The sequence below is a fragment of the Trichococcus sp. genome, from assembly GCF_049684335.1.
GTDB lineage: Bacteria > Bacillota > Bacilli > Lactobacillales > Aerococcaceae > Trichococcus.
The window spans coordinates 1-20,122 of the sequence record NZ_JBAVFV010000003.1 but is presented as its reverse complement, the minus strand read 5'-3'; the positions used below and the strand labels follow the sequence as shown (position 1 = coordinate 20,122).

The 20,122-nt window shown below is 46.1% G+C and carries 18 protein-coding genes and 1 other annotated feature; of the genes, 14 read left to right on the top strand and 4 right to left on the bottom strand.

All coding sequences use genetic code 11. The annotated features are described in order from the left end of the window. Positions 1-30: 30 nt before the first annotated feature. From WBM30_RS00530 to WBM30_RS00520, 3 genes are all read right to left on the bottom strand, one after another. Positions 31-975, bottom strand: coding sequence for an IS3 family transposase (locus WBM30_RS00530; RefSeq protein ID WP_424898899.1), 945 nt, complete (start codon positions 973-975; stop codon positions 31-33). Then, positions 861-1,424 (bottom strand): helix-turn-helix domain-containing protein, encoded by a 564-nt coding sequence (locus WBM30_RS00525; protein ID WP_424898898.1) that lies wholly within the window; start codon positions 1,422-1,424, stop codon positions 861-863. Before WBM30_RS00525 ends, WBM30_RS00530 begins: the two co-directional genes overlap by 115 nt. Before the next feature lie 243 nt (positions 1,425-1,667). After that, a complete protein-coding gene (locus WBM30_RS00520; protein WP_424898897.1) occupies positions 1,668-2,165 on the bottom strand; it encodes an ECF transporter S component in 498 nt (165 codons plus the stop codon). A gap of 169 nt (positions 2,166-2,334) precedes the next feature. On the opposite strand from WBM30_RS00520, the gene WBM30_RS00515 reads away from it, so the two are divergent. The 10 genes from WBM30_RS00515 (at position 2,335) to WBM30_RS00470 (ending at position 12,253) form a co-directional block, all read left to right on the top strand. Further along, complete coding sequence (locus WBM30_RS00515) at positions 2,335-3,198, top strand: pyridoxamine kinase (protein ID WP_424898896.1); 864 nt, start codon at positions 2,335-2,337, stop codon at positions 3,196-3,198. A gap of 41 nt (positions 3,199-3,239) precedes the next feature. Then, entirely contained in the window at positions 3,240-4,157 is a 918-nt protein-coding gene (locus tag WBM30_RS00510) for a ketopantoate reductase family protein (RefSeq protein ID WP_424898895.1), read from the top strand. A gap of 256 nt (positions 4,158-4,413) precedes the next feature. Further along, the gene (gene pepF / locus WBM30_RS00505) at positions 4,414-6,222 is read left to right on the top strand and encodes an oligoendopeptidase F (RefSeq protein WP_424898894.1); all 1,809 of its coding nucleotides are present in this window, start codon (positions 4,414-4,416) and stop codon (positions 6,220-6,222) included. Between the two features lie 13 nt (positions 6,223-6,235). Further along, entirely contained in the window at positions 6,236-6,448 is a 213-nt protein-coding gene (locus tag WBM30_RS00500) for a YwbE family protein (RefSeq protein ID WP_424898893.1), read from the top strand. Between the two features lie 222 nt (positions 6,449-6,670). Further along, the gene (locus tag WBM30_RS00495) at positions 6,671-7,105 is read left to right on the top strand and encodes a MarR family winged helix-turn-helix transcriptional regulator (protein ID WP_424898892.1); all 435 of its coding nucleotides are present in this window, start codon (positions 6,671-6,673) and stop codon (positions 7,103-7,105) included. Between the two features lie 37 nt (positions 7,106-7,142). Continuing rightward, on the top strand, positions 7,143-8,576 hold the full coding sequence (locus tag WBM30_RS00490) for an MDR family MFS transporter (protein ID WP_424898891.1): 1,434 nt from the start codon (positions 7,143-7,145) through the stop codon (positions 8,574-8,576). A gap of 204 nt (positions 8,577-8,780) precedes the next feature. Continuing rightward, positions 8,781-9,011: a binding site (T-box leader), on the top strand. A 73-nt stretch (positions 9,012-9,084) separates the two neighbouring features. Beyond that, complete coding sequence (locus WBM30_RS00485; RefSeq protein ID WP_086987378.1) at positions 9,085-9,735, top strand: amino acid ABC transporter permease; 651 nt, start codon at positions 9,085-9,087, stop codon at positions 9,733-9,735. Beyond that, a complete protein-coding gene (locus tag WBM30_RS00480) occupies positions 9,728-10,450 on the top strand; it encodes an amino acid ABC transporter ATP-binding protein (protein ID WP_424898890.1) in 723 nt (240 codons plus the stop codon). The genes WBM30_RS00485 and WBM30_RS00480 overlap by 8 nt, the downstream gene beginning before the upstream one ends. Before the next feature lie 27 nt (positions 10,451-10,477). Continuing rightward, positions 10,478-11,329, top strand: coding sequence for a transporter substrate-binding domain-containing protein (locus WBM30_RS00475; protein ID WP_424898888.1), 852 nt, complete (start codon positions 10,478-10,480; stop codon positions 11,327-11,329). Positions 11,330-11,416: 87 nt separating this feature from the next. Beyond that, positions 11,417-12,253: a transporter substrate-binding domain-containing protein gene (locus WBM30_RS00470; protein ID WP_424898887.1), complete on the top strand. Its 837-nt coding sequence runs from the start codon at positions 11,417-11,419 to the stop codon at positions 12,251-12,253. A 108-nt stretch (positions 12,254-12,361) separates the two neighbouring features. Here the strand turns inward: WBM30_RS00470 and WBM30_RS00465 are convergent, their stop codons facing one another. Next, a complete protein-coding gene (locus WBM30_RS00465) occupies positions 12,362-13,342 on the bottom strand; it encodes a hypothetical protein (protein ID WP_424898886.1) in 981 nt (326 codons plus the stop codon). A gap of 397 nt (positions 13,343-13,739) precedes the next feature. Between WBM30_RS00465 and WBM30_RS00460 the strand changes: the two genes are divergently transcribed. The 4 genes from WBM30_RS00460 (at position 13,740) to WBM30_RS00445 (ending at position 19,956) form a co-directional block, all read left to right on the top strand. Next, positions 13,740-15,602 (top strand): tellurite resistance TerB C-terminal domain-containing protein, encoded by a 1,863-nt coding sequence (locus WBM30_RS00460; protein WP_424898885.1) that lies wholly within the window; start codon positions 13,740-13,742, stop codon positions 15,600-15,602. Beyond that, on the top strand, positions 15,595-16,923 hold the full coding sequence (locus WBM30_RS00455; RefSeq protein WP_424898884.1) for a BREX system ATP-binding domain-containing protein: 1,329 nt from the start codon (positions 15,595-15,597) through the stop codon (positions 16,921-16,923). Before WBM30_RS00460 ends, WBM30_RS00455 begins: the two co-directional genes overlap by 8 nt. Continuing rightward, on the top strand, positions 16,923-18,998 hold the full coding sequence (locus WBM30_RS00450) for a DEAD/DEAH box helicase (RefSeq protein ID WP_424898883.1): 2,076 nt from the start codon (positions 16,923-16,925) through the stop codon (positions 18,996-18,998). The genes WBM30_RS00455 and WBM30_RS00450 overlap by 1 nt, the downstream gene beginning before the upstream one ends. A gap of 244 nt (positions 18,999-19,242) precedes the next feature. Beyond that, positions 19,243-19,956, top strand: a complete 714-nt coding sequence (locus WBM30_RS00445) for a GntR family transcriptional regulator (protein WP_424898882.1) — start codon at positions 19,243-19,245, stop codon at positions 19,954-19,956. Positions 19,957-20,122 lie beyond the last annotated feature (166 nt).

Here is a 20,122-nt window from a genome sequence, read left to right as displayed (position 1 = left end):
GGTGGCGACCCCCAAAAGTTAGAGTTTTTATTATGCAGCCGTTTGGCTGGCTTGGATTCGGTATTGGACTGGGCTGAGACCAGCTAATTTTTCTTTTGATCGAACATGGTTATACCAATGGATATAGACCTCTATCCGTGAGCGGAGTTCTTCATAACTGACTAATTTTTCACCGTGATACATTTCTTGCTTCAGGATGCCGAAGAAATTTTCCATCGCCGCATTATCTGCACACGTTGCTTTTCGAGACATACTCTGAAAGATTTTATCTTCCTTCAGCGCTTTGACCCAACGATTATGTTGATAGTGCCATCCTTGATCAGAATGGATAGTGGTTCGAAACTTGGTATGTTGCTTCACGTAGCCGAGGGCTTCTTCAAGTGGCTTCATCACCAATTCCAACGATGGTCGATTGTTTATGCCATAGGCAATAATTTCTCCGTTGTATAGATCAAGGATGGGGCTAAGGTACAATTTTTCTTCTCCTGAACACTTGAATTCGGTCACATCTGTCGCAAGCTTCTGTAGAGAAAGAGGCGTAGAGAAGCGTCTGTTTAAACGATTCTTGGCAACGGTCCCTACCTTGCCTTTATAAGAATTGTATTTTCGTGATTTTCGCATGAATTTGATGCACTTTATTCCCAATTCTTGCATGAGACGAGACACTTTCTTGTGATTGGTAATGTGTCCCAATTTTCCCAGTTCTTTAGCGATTCGTTTCGCTCCGTAGCGCTCATGGAAGTGGGAAAAAAGTTGTTTGATCAGTTCTTTCGTCGGTTGATCCGTATTCTCTTTCCCGAATTGCTTCACGTGATAGTGATAGGTTGCTTCTGGAATCCCTACTACTAAAAGAATATCTTTTAATTTGAATCCTTCTTTTTGGAGTGCGAATGCCACCGCTGCTTGTGCTTTTCGAGAAAGGTCTTCGGATTCTCCTGAAAAGCTTGCAACTTTTTTAAGTACGCATTCTCCAATCTAAGTAATTCAATTTCTCGTTTCAATTCTTCTGTAGACGGTGCGGATTGATCTATTTGTTTCTTAGTGTTCTTTTTGGACATACAAGTGCACCTCTTTGGCTTTTGCTTTGGTTTCAGTCCTTCGATTCCCTTTTCTTGGAAAGTTTTATTCCATCTCCAGATAAGGGCAGGACTAGTTATGCCAAAGGCAATGGCTGTGTCTAAAGAGGAGGAACCGGACTGTTTCATAAAGTGTAATACATCCATCTTGAATTGAACAGAGTAAGCGGAGCTCTGCGGTTTTACCTTCAGACCTTCAACTCCTAATTTTTGATAATATTTTACCCAATTCTTTATAGATTCATCGGACAAACTATCGTATTTTTTTGCCAAACGCATATAACTTAAGGAACCATCTAAATACTCTTTTACAACTTTCAATTTAAATTCTGCACTAAATTTCTTCATAAATTATGACCCCCAAAATGTTTGATTTCACTCTAACTTTTGGGGGGCGGGACCTATTCGACAAACTGTCTTTCGCAGGGGGCGAAATTGTCGAATGCATCGGACCATTCGACAATTTGATTTCAACACGAGGCTAAATTATCGAATGCAGCCCCCACATTCGACAATTTGACATCCCCTGAGCTACAAAAAAGCGCAAGCGATGAAATCCAAATCGGATTTCGTCGCTTGCGCCCACTTTCGTTATTTGAATTTTTTCGTAATGTAAGGGTTCAACCAGCGATACAAGAGGGTTGACAAGAAAGCCCCTACGAGTCCTTGCGCGATGTTCAGCGGGAACGAAGCGATTGCGGCACCGAAGCCGAAAAGGATCGTGTCCCCGATGGCGTAGCCGATTGCCATCCAGACACCGGCGATCACCGTGGCAACCAACGGCTTTTTGTGATCCATTTTCTGGAACAACCAGCCGGCAAAGAATCCTTCCAAACCTTTCACGACAAAAGTGATCGGCGCATAGAAGGCATAGCCGGCGAACAGGTCGGCCAACATGCTGCCGAGTGAGCCTACGAAGAAGCCTGCGCTGCCTCCGAAGGACAGACCTGCCAACAGGAGTACCATGTCTCCCAAGTTAACGTAACCGAAAGGAATCGGGATGCGGAACAACAAAGTCATGACGACGGTAAACGCCATAAATAAGGCCAAAATAACCAATCTGTAAGTACTGTTTTTTTCAGTTTTCATGCAACTCGCCTCCAAGTATTATTTTTCATTATATCGTTTAAGCAGCAGTTTGCACTCTTTTTCTCATCATTTTCACAATTATTTTCAAAATGATGGAAAAATGAGAAAATCCAATGAAAAGATGATAGAATGGGAATAATTGAGTTTTTAAAGTTAAGGGGTGAAGCATTTGAGTCAACCGAGAGTACTGCTTATCCAAGATATTTCCGCCAGTTGCCGCATTTCGATGAACGTGGCGGTGCCTGTAGTGAGCTGCCTGGACAACTGGGTGAGCATCCTGCCGACAGCGCTGTTGTCCACCCATACGGGTAAAGAATTTGAAGGCTACACCTTTTTGGATCTGACCCAGGAAATGGGCGGCATTCTGCAGCATTGGCAATCATTGGGCATCAAATTCGACGGCATCCTGATCGGCTATCTGGGTTCGCGCCAGCAAATCGACATCGTACGCGGGATTATCCATACATTTGCGGCCGAGGATGCCCACATCATCCTGGATCCTGCGATGGGCGATCAAGGCATGCTGTATCCAGGATTCACGCTGGAATATGTGGAAGAGATGGCGGCACTCTGCCAAGAAGCGACAGTAATCACGCCGAATGTGACCGAAGCCTGCTTTTTGACGAAAAGTCTCATTTTGAAGAAACCTTACAAGGAATCGGAAGTTGCGGAATTGTTGGCTGCCTTGCGGGTGTTGAATCCGAAGAGTGTCGTGCTGACGGGGGTTTCTTTGGAAATGGAAACGATTGGTGCTGTCTGCGTCAGCCAAAACGAGCCTGAAGCGCATTATGCCTTCGCGAAACATTTTCCCGGCCATTATGACGGCGCGGGCGATCTGTTCACAAGCGTCGTTGGCGGTCTGCTTTTCCAGGATTTGCCGCTGACTGTAGCCACCGATACGGCTGTCCGCTATAACAGCATGGTGATCGAGCGCACACTGAAAAGCGGGCGCGAACTGCACTATGGCGTCCAATTCGAGACGGATCTGCCTTACTTGATCGCACAACTGCGCAAATACAAACAGGCTGAATAGAAGAAGTAATGCAAGAATCATTCGGAAAGAGGCGTGAACAAATGAAGATAGAAACTGTAGCCATTGTCGGATTGGGTGCCCTGGGGATCCTTTACGGTCATCATTTCACGAAGGCCATCGGAAAGGACCGCGTGCGCATCGTCGTCAACAAAGAGCGGATGGCGCGCTACCAGGAACAAGGCATTTCCTTCAACGGTGAGTCCTGTGATTTCCAATACGTCGACGAAACGGATGCCAGCTTGGCACCTGCAGATCTGGTCATTTTGGCCGTAAAAGGAACCAACTTGGATGAAGCAATCGAAACCGCCCGCAACCAAGTCGGACAGGAGACAACGATCATTTCGGTCCTGAACGGCATTGCCAGCGAAGAAGTCATCGGCGCAACATTCGGCGATGAGAAAGTCATCCATTGCGTAGCCCAAGGGATGGACGCACTGCGCATCGGCAACGATGTGAAATCTGTCCATATCGGCGAACTGCGCATCGGCCTCGACGCTCCGGAAAAACAGGCGCGTTTGGATGCGGTGGCGGCTTTCTTCGAAGAAACGGCCCTGCCGCACGTGGTCGAAGCGGATATCCTGCATCGCATGTGGGCGAAGTTCATGCTGAATGTCGGCGTGAACCAAGTGCTTATGGTTAAGGAAGGCACTTTCCGAGACATCCACGAAGCAGGACCAACCCGCAATCTGATGATTGCTGCCATGCGCGAAGTCCTGCCGATCGCCCAGAGGGAAGGCGTCAACCTGACGGAAACTGATCTGGAAAATGATTTGGCGATCATAGACGGACTTACTCCACTAGGGATGCCATCGATGCGCCAGGACGGCATTGCGAAACGGCCTTCAGAGGTCGAACTTTTTTCCGGCACCATTCTGAAAAAAGCGAAAAAATATGGACTGCCTGCACCGACTAACCAATACCTCTATGATCAAGTCCAAGCCATCGAAGCAACTTACTGAGAAAACGGATTACCGGCCTTCGCAGGCGAAGGCATCAAGCCCTCGCTAGCGGGGGCTTTTGTATGGTTGCTGAAGGTTCATGCAGCGCCGGATGATTTTTGGCGAGCCCAACTCCGGCGAGGAGGGCCCCGCCGGAGCTACCGAAGCAAATCGACATACGAGCAAGCTCGACACCCGACGCCGGCAGCATTTTTTTGTTATAATGGAAGCATTCATTTAACATTCGTCAAAAAGCACGAAAAAAGGAGCAAAAATCATGACACAAGAACAACTGAAAAATCGCGCGGACGTCTCTGAGGCATTGACTTGGGATGTGACCGCACTCTATAAAACAAGAACAGACTTTGAGGCAGCTTTAAACGGTCTAAAAGCCGCAACAGCAGTCTTCACTACGACATATGAAGGCAAACTCACGGATGCCAAAACGATCCTAGCCGCGATGAAGGAATACGAAAAGCTCATCGAAACTGCAACCTTGGCGGATCATTACGCGATGATGCCGGAAGCGACCGACCTGACTGATCCGGACAACGTCGAGCTGTCCCGCCAAACAGCGAATGCGATGGCTGACATCAGCGCCCAACTGACATTCTTTGAATCGGAACTGATCGGCTGCGAAGCTGCTGTCCTCGATCAGGTCGTTTCGGAAGAACCGCGCTTCGCTTCCTATATCCGCCATATCAAGAAAAACAAAAGCATCCAGCTGGCGCCTGAAGTCGAAAAAGCTTTGGCCCAGTTGTCTCCGACATTGGATGCGCCGAGCGCCATCTATGAGCAGGCTCGCCTAGGCGACATGGACTTTGGCACATTTAGTGTCGATGGAAAAGAATATCCGCTGAGCTTCGTGCTTTATGAGGATTACTACATGTATCACGACGACACGGCAATCCGTCGGGCGGCTTTTGATAAATTTTCAGCTGTACTCAGCGATTACGAAAACGTGGTCGCAACGGCTTACTATACCCAACTGCAGAAGGAAAAAACACTAGCGACGATGCGCGGTTTCGATTCCGTGATCGACTATCTGCTTTATGGGCAGGAAGTGACGCGCGACCTGTATGATCGCCAAATCGACACAATCATGAACGACCTTGCACCGGTCATGCAGAAATACATCACCCACTTGAAAGAGATCCGCGGACTGGACAAGATGACTTATGCCGACTTGAAAATCGCGCTGGATCCGGAATATTCGCCGCAAGTTTCTATTGAGGAATCGCAGGTGATGGTTCAGGACGCCATAGCGGTATTAGGCCAGGATTACACCGACCGGATCATGCAGGCTTATCCGGAGCGGTGGATCGATTTCGCCCAGAACATTGGGAAATCGACCGGGGGATTCTGCACCAGCCCATACGGCACGCACCCTTACATCCTGATGTCATGGGCAAACCAACTTTCGGATGTCTATACGCTGATCCATGAATTGGGCCATGCCGGACAAATGATCCTTTCGAATGAAAACAACAGCATCCTTGGATCAGAGCCATCGTTGTACCTGATCGAAGGCCCATCCACCTTCAATGAACTGCTGTTGACGGAATCATTAGCGCGCAAGAGCACGGATGCACGCATGCAGCGCTTCGCTTTGACGAAGATGCTTTCCGACACCTATTTCCATAATTTCGTCACGCACCTATTGGAGGCGGCCTACCAAAGGGAAGTCTACAACTTGATCGATGCGGGCAAGAGCGTCGATGCCGGTAAATTGAGCGAAATCAAACGCAATGTGCTAGAGCGCTTCTGGGGGGACGCTGTGGAAATCAACGCCGGCGCCGAGCTGACATGGATGCGCCAGATCCATTACTACATGGGACTGTATTCCTATACCTATTCGGCCGGCCTGACAATCGCGACGCAAGCCTTCCTTCGCGTCAAAACGGAAGGCGAACCGGCTGTCAAAAAATGGTTGGAATTCCTGGCACTCGGGGACCAATTGGAATCCGCAGAAGCCGCAGCATTGGCCGGTGTGGACATCAAAACAGATCAGGCGCTGCAGGACACAATCCATTACTTGGACGAAGCAGTTGAACAAATCATCACACTAAGCAAAGAGCTTGCTTAAGAAAGAGGAACTTATGGACGGAAAAATCAGAACAAACATCAAAATCGGCGCTTTGGTCGATATCGTCTTGAAAAAAGACCAACGCACCGGGAAATTGACGAGAGGTCATGTGAAACGGTTGTTGACAAACAGCGCCAATCATCCGCACGGCATAAAAGTCATGTTGGTTGAAGGCGATCAAGTCGGACGCGTGCAACTGATTGTGGATGAAGCAGCAAAAAAATAGGCACAAAACAGTCAATGAATATTTGGGAGCATCTTTCCCGTCCTCTAATCGGGACGAGAAGGGTGCTTTTTTTTAAATGTTTTACAGTAAAAGTTACATGTGTTCTATTCTGTAGAGGAATCTACTAAATTTGCGTTTCACAAATAATGTTGTTGACTAGTCAATAATTGGGCAATACAATTAGTGTTGACTAGTCAACTTGGAGCGGAGGTGGTGATAACCATGGAAAAAGAAAGTATGCATTTCATAAAGCTCAATAGTAAGATTTATAGAAACATACAAATTCATTTGGATAAGGCTTTAAAAAAATATGAGCTAAGCAGTGGCTCTTGTCCCTATTTATTTATTTTAGAAAAGAATGAAGGTATCAGCCAAAATAAAATGAGCAAAGAAATAGGTAATGACAAGGCAATGTCAGCAAGAACTATTACAAAACTAATAGAGCTGGGTTATGTATATAAAGAGCAAGATGAAAGAAACAGTAGGGCTTATAAGTTATTTTTAACAGCAAAAGCTAGTAAGATTATTCCCGAGATTCATGAAGAAATTCAAGCAATGATGAATTTAGTGACAGAAGAATTAACAGAGGAAGAAATGCTAATTACTCTTAGGTCCTTAAAAAAAATTTTTGATAGCACGCAAAGATTAAGGGAATGATTTGATTTACTTTATTGAACCGGAAGGAGTTCTTATTTTGAAAGCATCAATAGAAAAAGAAAACTATTCAAAGAGGCGGGTACTGTCGATTTTGGGTGTCATTGTCATGGGGTCGTTCGTGACCATCCTGAACCAGACGCTCATGAGTACGGCATTACCAAGCATCATGAAAGAATTTTCGATAACAACAACACAAGGGCAATGGCTGACGACGGCCTATATGCTCATCAACGGGATCATGATTCCGATATCCGCCTATCTGGTGGGCCGATTCACAACGAGACAACTGTATCTTTTCGCCATGCTCTTTTTTTCACTGGGAACGTTCGTCGCCGCAATCTCAACCCAATATTGGATGTTGATAGGGGGACGGATGATACAGGCTGTAGGGGCGGGCATTGTTCTACCGCTGCAGATGATCGTCATTTTGTATATGTATCCGATCGAAAAACGGGGGTACGCCATGGGAATTATCGGATTGGCGATGAACTTTGCGCCTGCCATCGGTCCGACTTTCTCCGGCTGGGTCGTCCAGAATTTCGAATGGAATAGGCTGTTTTATTTCATCCTGCCGATCGCACTCATCGACATCATCATAGCACTGTTCGTCATGAAAAATGTAGGAGAAGTCAGCAGGCCAAAATTGGATTATGTGAGTGTCATCTACTCCACACTGGGTTTTGGCGGTCTGTTGTTCGGATTCAGCAATGCATCATCCAACCCGTTTTTCAGCATGATGGTCTTGCTGCCGTTGGTGGTAGGTACCGTTTCACTGGTTTTGTTGGTCAAAAGATGCAACAAATCAGCTTTTCCATTGCTGGATTTCGCTGTGTTCCGCTATAAAGGCTACCGCACTAGCATCATTATTTCCTTTGTCATCACTGCCGGCATGTTTGGGTCCATCTTGTTGATCCCGATCTATCTGCAAACAATCCGCGGTTTTTCGCCGATGACATCGGGTATGGTGCTCTTACCGGGATCAATCCTAATGGCCGTTATGAGCCCGATAACAGGCAGGCTTTTTGATAATTATGGGGCCAAAAGATTGGCTGCCCTGGGGTTGTTGCTCATAACGGCAGCCACTGCTGCGTTCGGTTTTATCGATCTGGATACCCCAATTGCGACAATCGTCCTACTGCAAATGGTCCGTACTCTTGGGTTTTCGACCACTTTGATGCCGTTGCAGACGTCAGCCTTTAATGCGGTGCCGATGGGATTGGTCTCCCATGCCTCCGCGATGTTCAATACGCAAAGGCAGTTAGCGGGATCTTTGGGAACAGCCTTGTTCGTTGTAATCATGACGATAGTATCACAGGCTGCAGCAACAAATGGACAGGGAACGTTGCTTGCCGATTTGGCTGGCTTCAGAGCCGTATTCATTGTCGTGGGCCTCTTTTCGCTGATCGCACTCATCATGACGCTGCTGATGAAAGAGGAACGCGGAGCAGTCGGAATCATCGATGTGGAATAAAAAATCTCTATCAATGGGTACCCTATCAAGTGACACCAAGACAATATCCATTCTGAATCCCTAAAAAAATTAGGATGAAATGTTGAGGCGCGTATGTTAAAATTAGGAAGTAAAAAAGTCAAAATAAGTGTAAATTCAAATAAGGTTACAGTTGACAGCTGAATTGAAATCTTATATCATACATTCATACCAAAATTAAATATAATAAAGTCAGTGATGAAGAGAGTAGATTTGAATATTTTCTCCAGCGAGCCGGGGCAGAGTGGAAGCCCAGCAGTAAAATATCAGATTGAAGCGCACTTCGGATGACGAAAAGGTGAACGTTCAGTAGCCTTTTACGCATTTTATGCGTTAATATAATCGAGGTGGATTTGTTGTTTCGCAACAGATCAACTAGAGTGGTACCGCGGAATCAAACATTGACCCGTCTCTTGTAGAAATACAAGGGGCGGTTTTTTAGTGCCCAAAGGCCTACCATGAAAAACATAAAAAAGGGGATTATATACAAATGGATTCAACTTTCTTTGAGACCTATATGCCGATCTATTTCCAAGGCGCAGGTTATACAATTGGTCTTTCAATCAGTGCGATCGTACTGGGCGTCATATTGGGGACAGGATTGGCATTGATGAAAATGTCGCCCAACAAGTTCCTCAGCATATTAGCGAAAGGGTATATCCAAATTGTGCGGGGTACACCATTGTTGGTGCAATTATTCATCATTTATTACGGGTTGTACGTCATCAATATCGAATTGCCTGACTTCCTGTCCGGCGTCATCGCTGTATCATTGAACTCGGCAGCCTACATCGCTGAAATCATCCGTTCCGGAATCCAAGCAGTCGACAAAGGTCAAATGGAAGCTGCCCGCTCGATCGGGATGAGCAAATCAATGGCGATGCAAAAAATTATTTATCCACAAGCCATCAAGAATATCCTTCCGGCTTTGGGTAACGAATTCGTTACACTGATCAAAGAAACATCCATCGTTTCTGTATTGGGCTTGCGTGACTTGATGTTCGCTGCTAATACGGTCCGTGGTGCGACATTCTTGCCATTCGGCCCCCTAGTGGTCGCTGCTGTGATGTACTTTATCATGACATCAATCGTCTCTAAATTAGTGGACATTCTAGAAATGAGGTTGAAGCAAAGTGATTAAAACAGAAAAATTGACGAAGTCCTTCGGCGACAAACAAGTTCTGAAAGGCATAGATGAACAAATCAACTCGGGCGAAGTGGTCGTTATCATCGGACCATCCGGATCAGGCAAAAGTACGTTTCTGCGCTGCATGAATCTGTTGGAGGAACCGACAACCGGCAAAGTGATCTTTGAAGGACAAGAGATCAACAAAAAAGGTGTGGATATCGATTCCATCCGCACAAAAATGGGTATGGTGTTCCAAAGCTTCAATCTTTTCCCGCATCTGACGGTATTGGATAACATCATGATCGGACCGCAGCAAGTCAAGAAAGTACCGAAAGACAAAGCCGAAGCGATTGCCAGAAAACTATTGACGCGTATGGGCATGACCGAGAAAGCCGATGTTTATCCACAATCCTTATCGGGCGGACAGAAACAACGGATCGCAATCGCGCGGGCCTTGGCGATGGAGCCGGATATGATGCTGTTCGATGAACCGACATCCGCGCTTGACCCGGAAATGGTCGGCGAAGTATTGCAAGTAATGAAAGATCTTGCGTTGGAAGGCATGACGATGGTAGTCGTGACCCACGAAATGGGCTTCGCGAAAGAAGTCGGCGACCGCATCCTTTTCATGGATGACGGCCAAGTGATGGAACAAGGAACACCGGATGAAATTTTCAATCATCCTAAAAGTGAGCGGACAAAGGATTTCTTATCGAAAGTCCTATAAAATAAAAACAAATTTGGAGGGGTTAAGATGAAAAAAGGATTATTGAAATTAGCTTTGGGTGCAATGAGCATTCTTGCTTTGGCGGCATGTGGCAATACAAGCGATACAGCGGACAGTTCCGCAACAGATTCAGCAGCTACAACAACGACAGATAAATTGCAGGAAATCAAGGATAGCGGTAAATTAGTGATGGGTACATCTGCGGATTATCCTCCATACGAGTGGCATCTTGTGAAAGACGGCAAAGATACCGTAGTCGGTTTCGACATCGATATCGCGCAAGCAATTGCTGATGAATTAGGCGTTGAGTTGGAAGTCAAAGACATGGACTTCGACGGCTTGATCCCGGCATTATCCACAGGTAAGATTGATATGATCATCGCCGGTATGAATCCGACTGAAGAAAGAAAACAAAGCGTTGACTTCACTGACATCTACTACACACAAAAAGACGTATTGGTGATCAGATCAGAAGATGCTGCAACCATCACATCTGAAGATTCATTGAAAACAGCTGCATTATCCACGCAAAAAGCTACAATCCAAGAAGACTACCTGTTGGAAAACTTCCCGGATGCTGAAATCCAATCCGTACCAAAATGGAACACAGCTATCATGTCTCTGACAACCGGAAAAGTTGATGCTATCTTGATGGTTGAAACGGTTGCGAAGCAGTTCGTTTCCCAAAATGATACGTTGATGATCGCTGATTTCGACGTAAACAGTGACCCGAATGAATCAGCAATCGCAGTCGCTAAAGATGGCGGTGCGTTCCTGGAAACTGTCAACAACATCTTGAAAGAAATGAAAGACAGCGGAAAAATTGAAGAATTGATCAAAGTCAACACGCAATTGATGGAAGACAACACCGCAGAATAAAAAAGTAACCAACCAATAATAGTACAAGGGTGCTCTGAAAAGGGCATCCTTTTTTTGAGACAAGGAAAGAATGCGGAGGAATCACGATTGGAAAAAGGGTTTATGAAAATTTTGTTGGGAACGGTGAGCCTCTTGGCTTTGGTGGCATGTGGAAACACGAACGGAACAGCGAACAGTGCTGCGACGGATGGAAGCAGCGCCTTGCAGGAAATCAAGGACAGCGGCAAATTGGTCGTCGGAACTTGTGCTGATTATCCCCCGTATGAGTGGCATCTGGTGCAAGACGGAGAAGACAAAATCATCGGTTTCGACATTGCTATTGCCCAAGCCATCGCGGATGAACTGGGGGTCGAGCTGAAAGTCATAGATATGGACTTCGATGGCCTGATTCCGGCATTGTCCACAGGCAAGGTCGATATGATCCTCGCCGGCATGAATCCAACGGAAGAACGGAAACAAAGCGTCGATTTCACGGATATCTACTATACCCAAAAGGATGCTCTAGTGATCAAGTCGGATGATACGAAGGATATTCGATCGGAAGACGATCTGAAGAAGGCCAGTCTGGCGACACAAAAGGCGACGATCCAGGAAACGTACTTGCTGGAAAATTTCCCGGATGCTGACATCCAGTCCGTACCGAAATTAAATACGGCTATCCTGTACTTGGTGACTGGTAAAGCGGATGCCGTCCTGATGGTGGAGACTGTTGCGAAGCGCTACGTAGAAGAGAACGAAGGCCTTGAAATCGCCAAATTCGACGTCGCCAGCACGCCGAACGAATCAGCCATCGCCGTCGCGAAAGACAGCGAAGATTTTCTGGATGCGGTGAACGACATTTTGAATGAAATGGAAGACAGTGGCAAGATCGAAGAACTGATCCGTACGAATATTGAGATTATGGATGAGAACACTGGGGTTTAAAAATATAGTAAAGAGAAGAGAAGGAACAGTCAGCCGCGGAGGTGAGTGTTCCTTCTCTTTTATTTCATTTTATTTCCGGACGCTGTTTTCAGCTTGTGTCGGTTTTTTTTATTTTTTCTTCTTCAAATCCACATAGCCGTTGTACACCGTTGCGAAGATTCCGAAGAGGATGCCGACGATCGGAAAGATGATCCAGGCGCTCGCCCAAGCGTAATAAACGAAGCCGGCAATCAAATAGATGGCAGCCGCCAGTGGAAAGACGACACCCGCGACGATACCGACCACTTTATTCTTCTCGGCCTTATCCTTCGCGAACTCTCCGATCGATAGCAGTTTCTCGTACGTTTCGTCCTGGATGCCATAGAAGATAAACAGGAAGACGCCGATTGCGATGAAGCTTAATAGAAATACAAGCGACAAGCCGTTATCCTCGCCGAGCAAAACTACGGAAAGGAGCATGGAGACGGGCGCAAGGATGCAGAGCGCAACCCCGATTGCGACAGCGACGGCCAACCGCGGCCGGAAGGCTTTGTGCTCAGCTTTCAGGCGGGAGTAGGTCGTGGAGTCGAGCTGGACCCGTTTCTCCTCCAGTTCAAATTGCTGTTCCTTCATGCCGTAAAGGATAAACAGGGCGACGCCGGCAGCGACAAAAATAAACAACGGCACGAGCGTCAGTATATCCAACAGCTCACTCGTACGGCCTCCCTGACCATCTCGGTATCCAGCAAGGTACTGGCCGAGAAACAGGCTTGCCGGGCCCATGATGCACAGGAAAACACCAGTCGCCATCGCCCAAGCGAAATGATGGCGATGATCGATATATTCATCGACTTGTTCGGGGGTAAGATAGACTTCATTTTGGGGACTTTCTGCAGGTGCAGCCGGTATATCCGAAACTGTGTAGTCATCAACATTACCGTGTGCGGATATGGCAGCGCTGATTGCCTCGTGCTCGCTTTTGCCTTCTGACTTCAGCTGTTGGTACTTATCCTGCATCTTATTTAACATGGCGTTCTTTTGATCCAATACTTCCGGCGTTTTTGGCAGATTTGCAAAGACGGATTCGACATAATTGCTGAGCGTATCCATAGTTCATCCTCTTTTCTGATGCTGGCGCGTGAGTTGGTTAATTTAGAGGTTGCCGTTTTGGAAGTGATAAGGGCTATTCAAGTCATCTAAAGTGTAGCACTTTTAGGTGGGACCGGGAAATGATATGAGCGGAATCAAGGTGTGCAATGCCTGTTGATGAGACATTAAATTAATGCATCATGAAACGATCTAGAACATACGGGAATATACTCTGAAAAAATTAATATTTCGTCTTTTTGTAACGTATTTTGCCCTATATTTTGCCGATCTTATTAGAAGGCAAGGAGAAGTGCTCTTAATCCAGCCTGCATAGAACACGCGTTCTTGAATATGCCTTCAAATAGACGTATACTTAAATGGTATTCAACACAGCGACTTGGGAAGGGGGACCTCCAAAATGTTCGAATTCATAAATAAAATATTCAAAAATAAGCGATTGACCGAAGAAGAAAAGATATCGATCATTGAACTGGTGAATAATGAGGAATCTTTCATCAAACCAAGAGATCTCATCACGAAAAATGACCATTCAAAAAAAGCTGAAAAGAAGGCCGCGGAAAGAGCTTGGATCAGCTACGTTTCGCCACCCGTAAGATTGAATGACAATTTTACAAGGCAGACGGAGCAAGTGATTAATGCATTATTTGAAAGATTATGCGCCATCGTCGATGTGGAACTGAAGAAGAAGCATAAAAACATCAAACATGTGAAATATGAGCGATACTATTATCATGTGACCGCTTTTGACGAAATCTATAGGCTATCCAGAGAGGTGGTTTGTTCTGCTTACAGACTGGATAATGTTCAGGTGTCTGTGTTTTTTTCGTATGACCTGAGAACCATGCTGCCCTTGGATATCCAAAAAATCCTTACGTATGAGGTAGATGCGTACCGGAAAAATTTACCCTTTCCGGATGAAGAGACAAGGGGAAAATTTGGCTTGACGCAATTCGGCACCAAAATCGTTTGGTGGGATCCGTCCGGAATGTTGCGCGACAAACAAATTTTTGACGGAATCGAAATGGCGTATTTCGATCAACTAAGGAAAAGGACGACAAGGTTTACGGAAGTACCGGCCGTCATGAGCCTTTGTTTGGGGAAATACGTAGACCTTATGCAGATTGTGTTGCATGATCTTGAGGATGGATCCATCAAATGGAAGATCAAACCCAATAATTATTTCAGGAAATATTTCCAATTACCACTGGATGATGAGCGTATCTGGGCAGAAACGGTCCGCTTGCCGGCAGACCTTTATCTCCTGTCCGAAAACATAATCCGACGGGAGGTAGAGGGTCTCCGCGTGTTGCCTGCTGAAGAAAGCCTGCAGAGCCTCCAAAAATATTTACCGGATGAAACGTTTCGGAAGATTAAAGCATATCTGAGCCAGGAAGTTGAGCTGGAGCTGGATTATCAGACCATAACAGCCTTGCGGGACGTGAACAAGACCGTATGGCATGAGGCTGCCAATCTCCTTATCAGCCAATCGATAGAGCAGATCAGGGTGCTGCTTGAGGATGTCGCAAAAGATCCGGATTTGAAAAAGATAGCTATGAAAGTAATCAAGCAGAGCGAGGAACAGGATAAGCGCATCCTGTTTATTTGCTTGATGGAAAGGGTGGCTTTGCCAGTATCAAAAACGCTGCAAAAAGAACGGAATGGCTTCATTCATCCAACCAGAAAGGCTGATTACGAGCAGTTGCTGATTGATGCAAATCTGCCTATCGGGAGTTTACCGGAGCTTCTAAATGAATGCACGCAACCGGTACGCAGAGAAATCAAGCTGGACACTGCCTTAATAACCGCATCACATTCTGCCCTGGATACCATCATTGATATGGTCGACACTTACCTGAGCTATGATGAAACTAGTGAAGGGCTGGATTCGGCTGTGAGCCTGAACATTTTTGCTGAGCTTGAGTTGTCGCCGGCTGAGGAGCAAAGCGAAGCAGAAAAATCGGCCTCTGCAGTGGTACTTACTTCGGAATCTAGCATTATAGAAGAGACCGAAATGCCGGAAAATGAACAGGAGTCTGAGCATATGCTGTTCCTGAAACAGTTGGTGGTAGGCAACGGGATATCTTTGGATGATTTTAAAGTACACGCAAAAAATAAAGGGAAACTCCATCAGGCGTACCTAACAGAATTGAATGAAGTGTTGTATGAAATATTTGATGATCAAGTGTTGGTGATCAGCCAGCAACAAGTCATCATCGAAGAGGATTTTATGGAAGAAATGAGGGAATGGGTCTATGGCTGAAAGCAAGTTGAGGAAGAAGGATGCCCAAACGATTATTGCTTCACTCGAGGCAGGCGTTGTACCTGTAAAAGGGGTACAGCATGTATTGGTGGGCAGGAGCAATGAAGTCAAGGAAATCATCGACACCTTGCAAAAATTGGAGGACGGCAACAGTGATCTGCGTTTTTGGGTAGGCGATTTTGGTTCGGGCAAAAGTTTTGTGTTGCGGACGATTGAATCGCTGGCGCTGCAAAAGAATTTCGTTGTCTCCACGATCGATTTGACTCCGACGCGCCGTTTTTATGATTCCTCCGGGAAAGCCTTGGCACTCTATAACGAAGTCATCAATAAGATCGTCATCAAGAATAACCGCGACGGGAATGCCATCGAGACAATCGTCCAGCAATGGATTCAGGTTCTGCTCGAGCAGATTACCGTAGAAAACGGCCTCACTGTTCCTGAATTGATGGAAAAGTCCCATTGGAAATTGGTTGAGAATGCCATCCTGAAGACGACGAATTCCTTCTATTCATCGGGGCTTTCCTATGAATTTGGGCAAGCGCTGATGAAATATTTCGAAGGGATTGCGGGCGACAATATGTCCCTTCAGATCGAAGCGATTCGTTGGATTCGCGGGGATATCACGACGAAAACGGAAGCCTCAAAAGAATTGGGCATCAAGAACGTCATCAATGATGCAAACTATCTCATCGCATTGAAAAATCTGGCGGAATTATTCTTGAAGATCGGCTACAAGGGATTTGTCATAAACTTTGATGAATCAGTCAATCTGTACAAATTACCCCGCGCCTTGACCCGTGAAAAAAATTATGAAATGATCCTCAATCTGTATAACGAAACGAAAACCAACGAAGCTAAAGGCCTATTCATCAATTTTGGCGCAACGAAGCATACTGTTTATGACGAACGCAGAGGATTGGCCAGCTACGGCGCTTTGAAAACACGCTTCGGGAACGAATTGATGAAAAATAAAGACTATGTCAATGTGAACAGTACCGTCATCGATCTGAAGCCACTGACAGCGGAAGAGATCTTTATCCTTTTGACCAAGTTATTGGAAATATACAATACGGCCTATCAAACGGCGCTATCGGTGAAGGACAGCGAAATTCAGCAATACATGGAAGACCAGTTGAACCGTCCGGGAGCTGCGGCATTCTTGACACCACGGTCGGTCATTAAGGATTTTATCGAAATCTTGTCCTTGCAGCGCCAGAACCCAGACCATTCTTTCGCCCAGATCCTTGCCGATCGGTTCGGCAGAAGGCCTTCCATTCTGGCGAAGGACGCAGATGACCACGATGAAATAGAGGTTTACTGATGCAGGCATTTGATAGTCTCAGCAGAGACATCCAGCAGTACATCTATGATAAAGGTTGGCCGAGCTTGACGAGCATCCAAAATGCTGCCATCAAGCAGGTTGCCAATACCGATCACAACCTTATTCTGTCCGCTCCGACGGCATCGGGAAAAACGGAAGCGGCATTCATCCCGGCGCTGAATAGTGTGGAAGATTGGGAAACGGGGCTGAAAGTACTGTACATCTCTCCTTTGAAAGCCCTGATCAATGATCAGTTCCAGCGCATCAGCGAACTCTGTCAGTATTTGGATGTGCCGATCACGCCATGGCACGGTGAAGTTTCCCAGGCGCAGAAAAAGAAAGTTGTGAATCAACCGAAAGGCATTCTGTTGATCACACCTGAATCGATTGAGGGCATGTTGGTGAATCGCCCTGGCGAAGCGCAGCACCTTTTTAAAGGCGTGGAATGGATCATCATCGATGAACTGCACAGTTTTCTGGGAACGGAACGGGGTATTCACTTGCAATCATTGCTGCAACGGATCAGCCAATTCATGCAATCTCCCCGTTTCATCGCGATGAGCGCAACTTTGAACAAGAAGGATTTTGGTTACGCGAAAGCCTTCTTCGGCAGCAATCGGGATACGGATATTCTCGTGGACCGTGATAAAAATGATCTGCTCATCACGATAGACTACACGAGTGGTGAGGCGGGTCCATTCGTTGCAAGGGAATCCTTGGCAGCGATCTACCAGTATTCCAAAACGGAAACGATGCTGATTTTTCCGAATTCCCGCAACCGAGTCGAAGAAATCACCCATAAACTGGATAAGATGGCAAAAAAAGAGCACGCGCCCATCCGCTATTTTGCCCATCATTCATCGGTGGACAAACTTTTGCGTGAGGAAGTGGAGTTTTTTGCCAAAAACAACGACGATCAGCTGTTCACGATCACCTGTACCTCCACTTTGGAATTGGGCATAGACATCGGATCGGTGGACAGCGTGGTGCAGTATGGCTCCCCTCCGTCCACTTCTTCTCTCAGCCAAAGACTGGGACGAAGCGGACGGAGAACCCATCAAAGCATCCTGCATATCGTGGAGGATGACTCCTGGGAAATGCTCCAGACCTATGCCGCACTGGATTTGCTGGAACGGGGTGAATTGGATACCTTAGAAATGATTGAAACACCCTACAATGCTTTGGCGCATCAAGTGATGGCGATGCTCTTCCAAAAGGTCAGTATACCGATGGCACAATTGTTACAGCTGAATAAAACCTTTCCGGTCTGGTCAGCGATTTCGGATGCAGATTTGACGCTATTGATCGATTACATGGTTGAAAAAGACTTCATCGAAATCATGGATGAAGAGGCGATTGTCGGTTTGGAGGGGGAGCGTCTGCTGCGCTTCAGGGATTTCTACGCTCTTTTTTTCACGACCAGTGATTTTTCTGTCCATTACCAGCACGAGCGCATCGGCAGTCTGCCGTTCACACCTGATATCCAAATCGAAAGCAAAATTCTGTTGGCGGGCAGGGTGTGGATCGTGAAGGATATCGATGTCAAGGCCAAGCGCATCATGGTGGAAATGACGAAAGAAGGAAGGCCCCCGAAATTCATCAGCGATGAAGGCTTCGTCTCCAATGAAGTGCGTGAAAATATGGAAAAGCTTTTGCGGACGGGAGAGTATCTGACCCTGAACAATGATAAGATCACACGTGATTTTGATTTTCTGAAGAGTGCACTCTACTACGATGATGGGAACTATTGGTATGAGGACAACCAGACGAATATAGGTGTCGTGACTTTCAGGGGGACAAGGTTCAATATCGCATTGCTGTTGCTCATCAAGAGCGTCGCCGCTGAGGGAGAAAAATATCAATTGCACGACAAGCACTCCTTGATTACAGGTCCCGACATAAAAAAAATGGTGGAACGACTTGCTGGAGCGGATGTTTCTTTGGATACCGTAGTAGCGTACCTGGAGAAAAACGAGAAGGCCATTGAAGAACTGACGGCCCATCAAAAATTTATGCAATTGGTTCCTACAGGCTTGAAAATCAAGTGGATCCTGAACAACTTTTTTTCGGTTTGAATCTGACAGATGACGACAGAGGGCATAACATCGTTTTTGATGCTATGCTCTTTTTCGTGTCTCTGGAGACGGACTTTAAATTGATTAGATATCCTATCGGACAGTGTAAAAAGTGAAAGCCGTCTGTTGATTTTTTCGGGGGTTAAGGAAGGAATGATTGTCTTTAAGTCAAATTTTGTGTATTCTAAAAATATAGACTTTTTAGAGGGAAGCTACTTAATAACGAGAGGTGCAGTGTTAAAATATGCAAAAATATGTCGTCATTTCCAACGATATCCGCAATAAAATCGTAAAAGGGGAGTACGTTGCCAATCAACAGATTCCCTTCGAAAAAGATATGTGTATCCATTACAACGCAAGCAAAATGACTGTCAAAAAAGCGTTGGACATCTTGGTAGCGGAAGGGTTGGTCATCAAGAGGAGAGGCTCCGGTACTTTTGTGAAGGACCTGAACCTGGAAGAAATCGAACGCGTGACGATGGCGAATCAATTCCGCGGCACGACTGCTCTCAATGCTGGGAAGAAGGTCCACAGCAAAATACTGAATTTTTCAATCGTCAAGGTACCGGATGATGCAGCGAAAAAGTTGAATATTTCGCTTGGTAGCTTTGTGTATGACATCTATCGCGTACGTTATGTGGAGGACAAGCCGACTGTAATGGAAAAAATCTACATGCCGATTGATTTTATTCCTGATATTAAAGAAAAAAATATCAACGGATCCATTTATGATTTCCTTGAAAAGGATCTTCATTTGAAAATAAAAAGCGCGCATAGGACGGTTTCTGTTCGTAAAGCCACTGATTTTGAAGCGGAGGAGCTTGGACTGGAAAAGGGTGATCCAGTGGCGGTAGCCGAGCAGGTCGGCTATCTTGATACCGGAAATGCATTTGAGTTCTCCACATCTGTCCATCGCTATGATAAGTTTGCCGTCGAAATTATTTTGACGCGCAATTGAATGGAAGTGTTGCAGGGGTTGGTTCGATTTGGCTGCTCGCTGGCTTTAACTCCGGCTAGGCCAGCGTTCGCCGGAGAAGAAGACGTTACTGGGATTTTAAGCGTAGAAGGGCCGCCTCAAAAAAAGAGGCGGCCCTTCTACGCGTTTCTTATGTTTTAATTCCTTC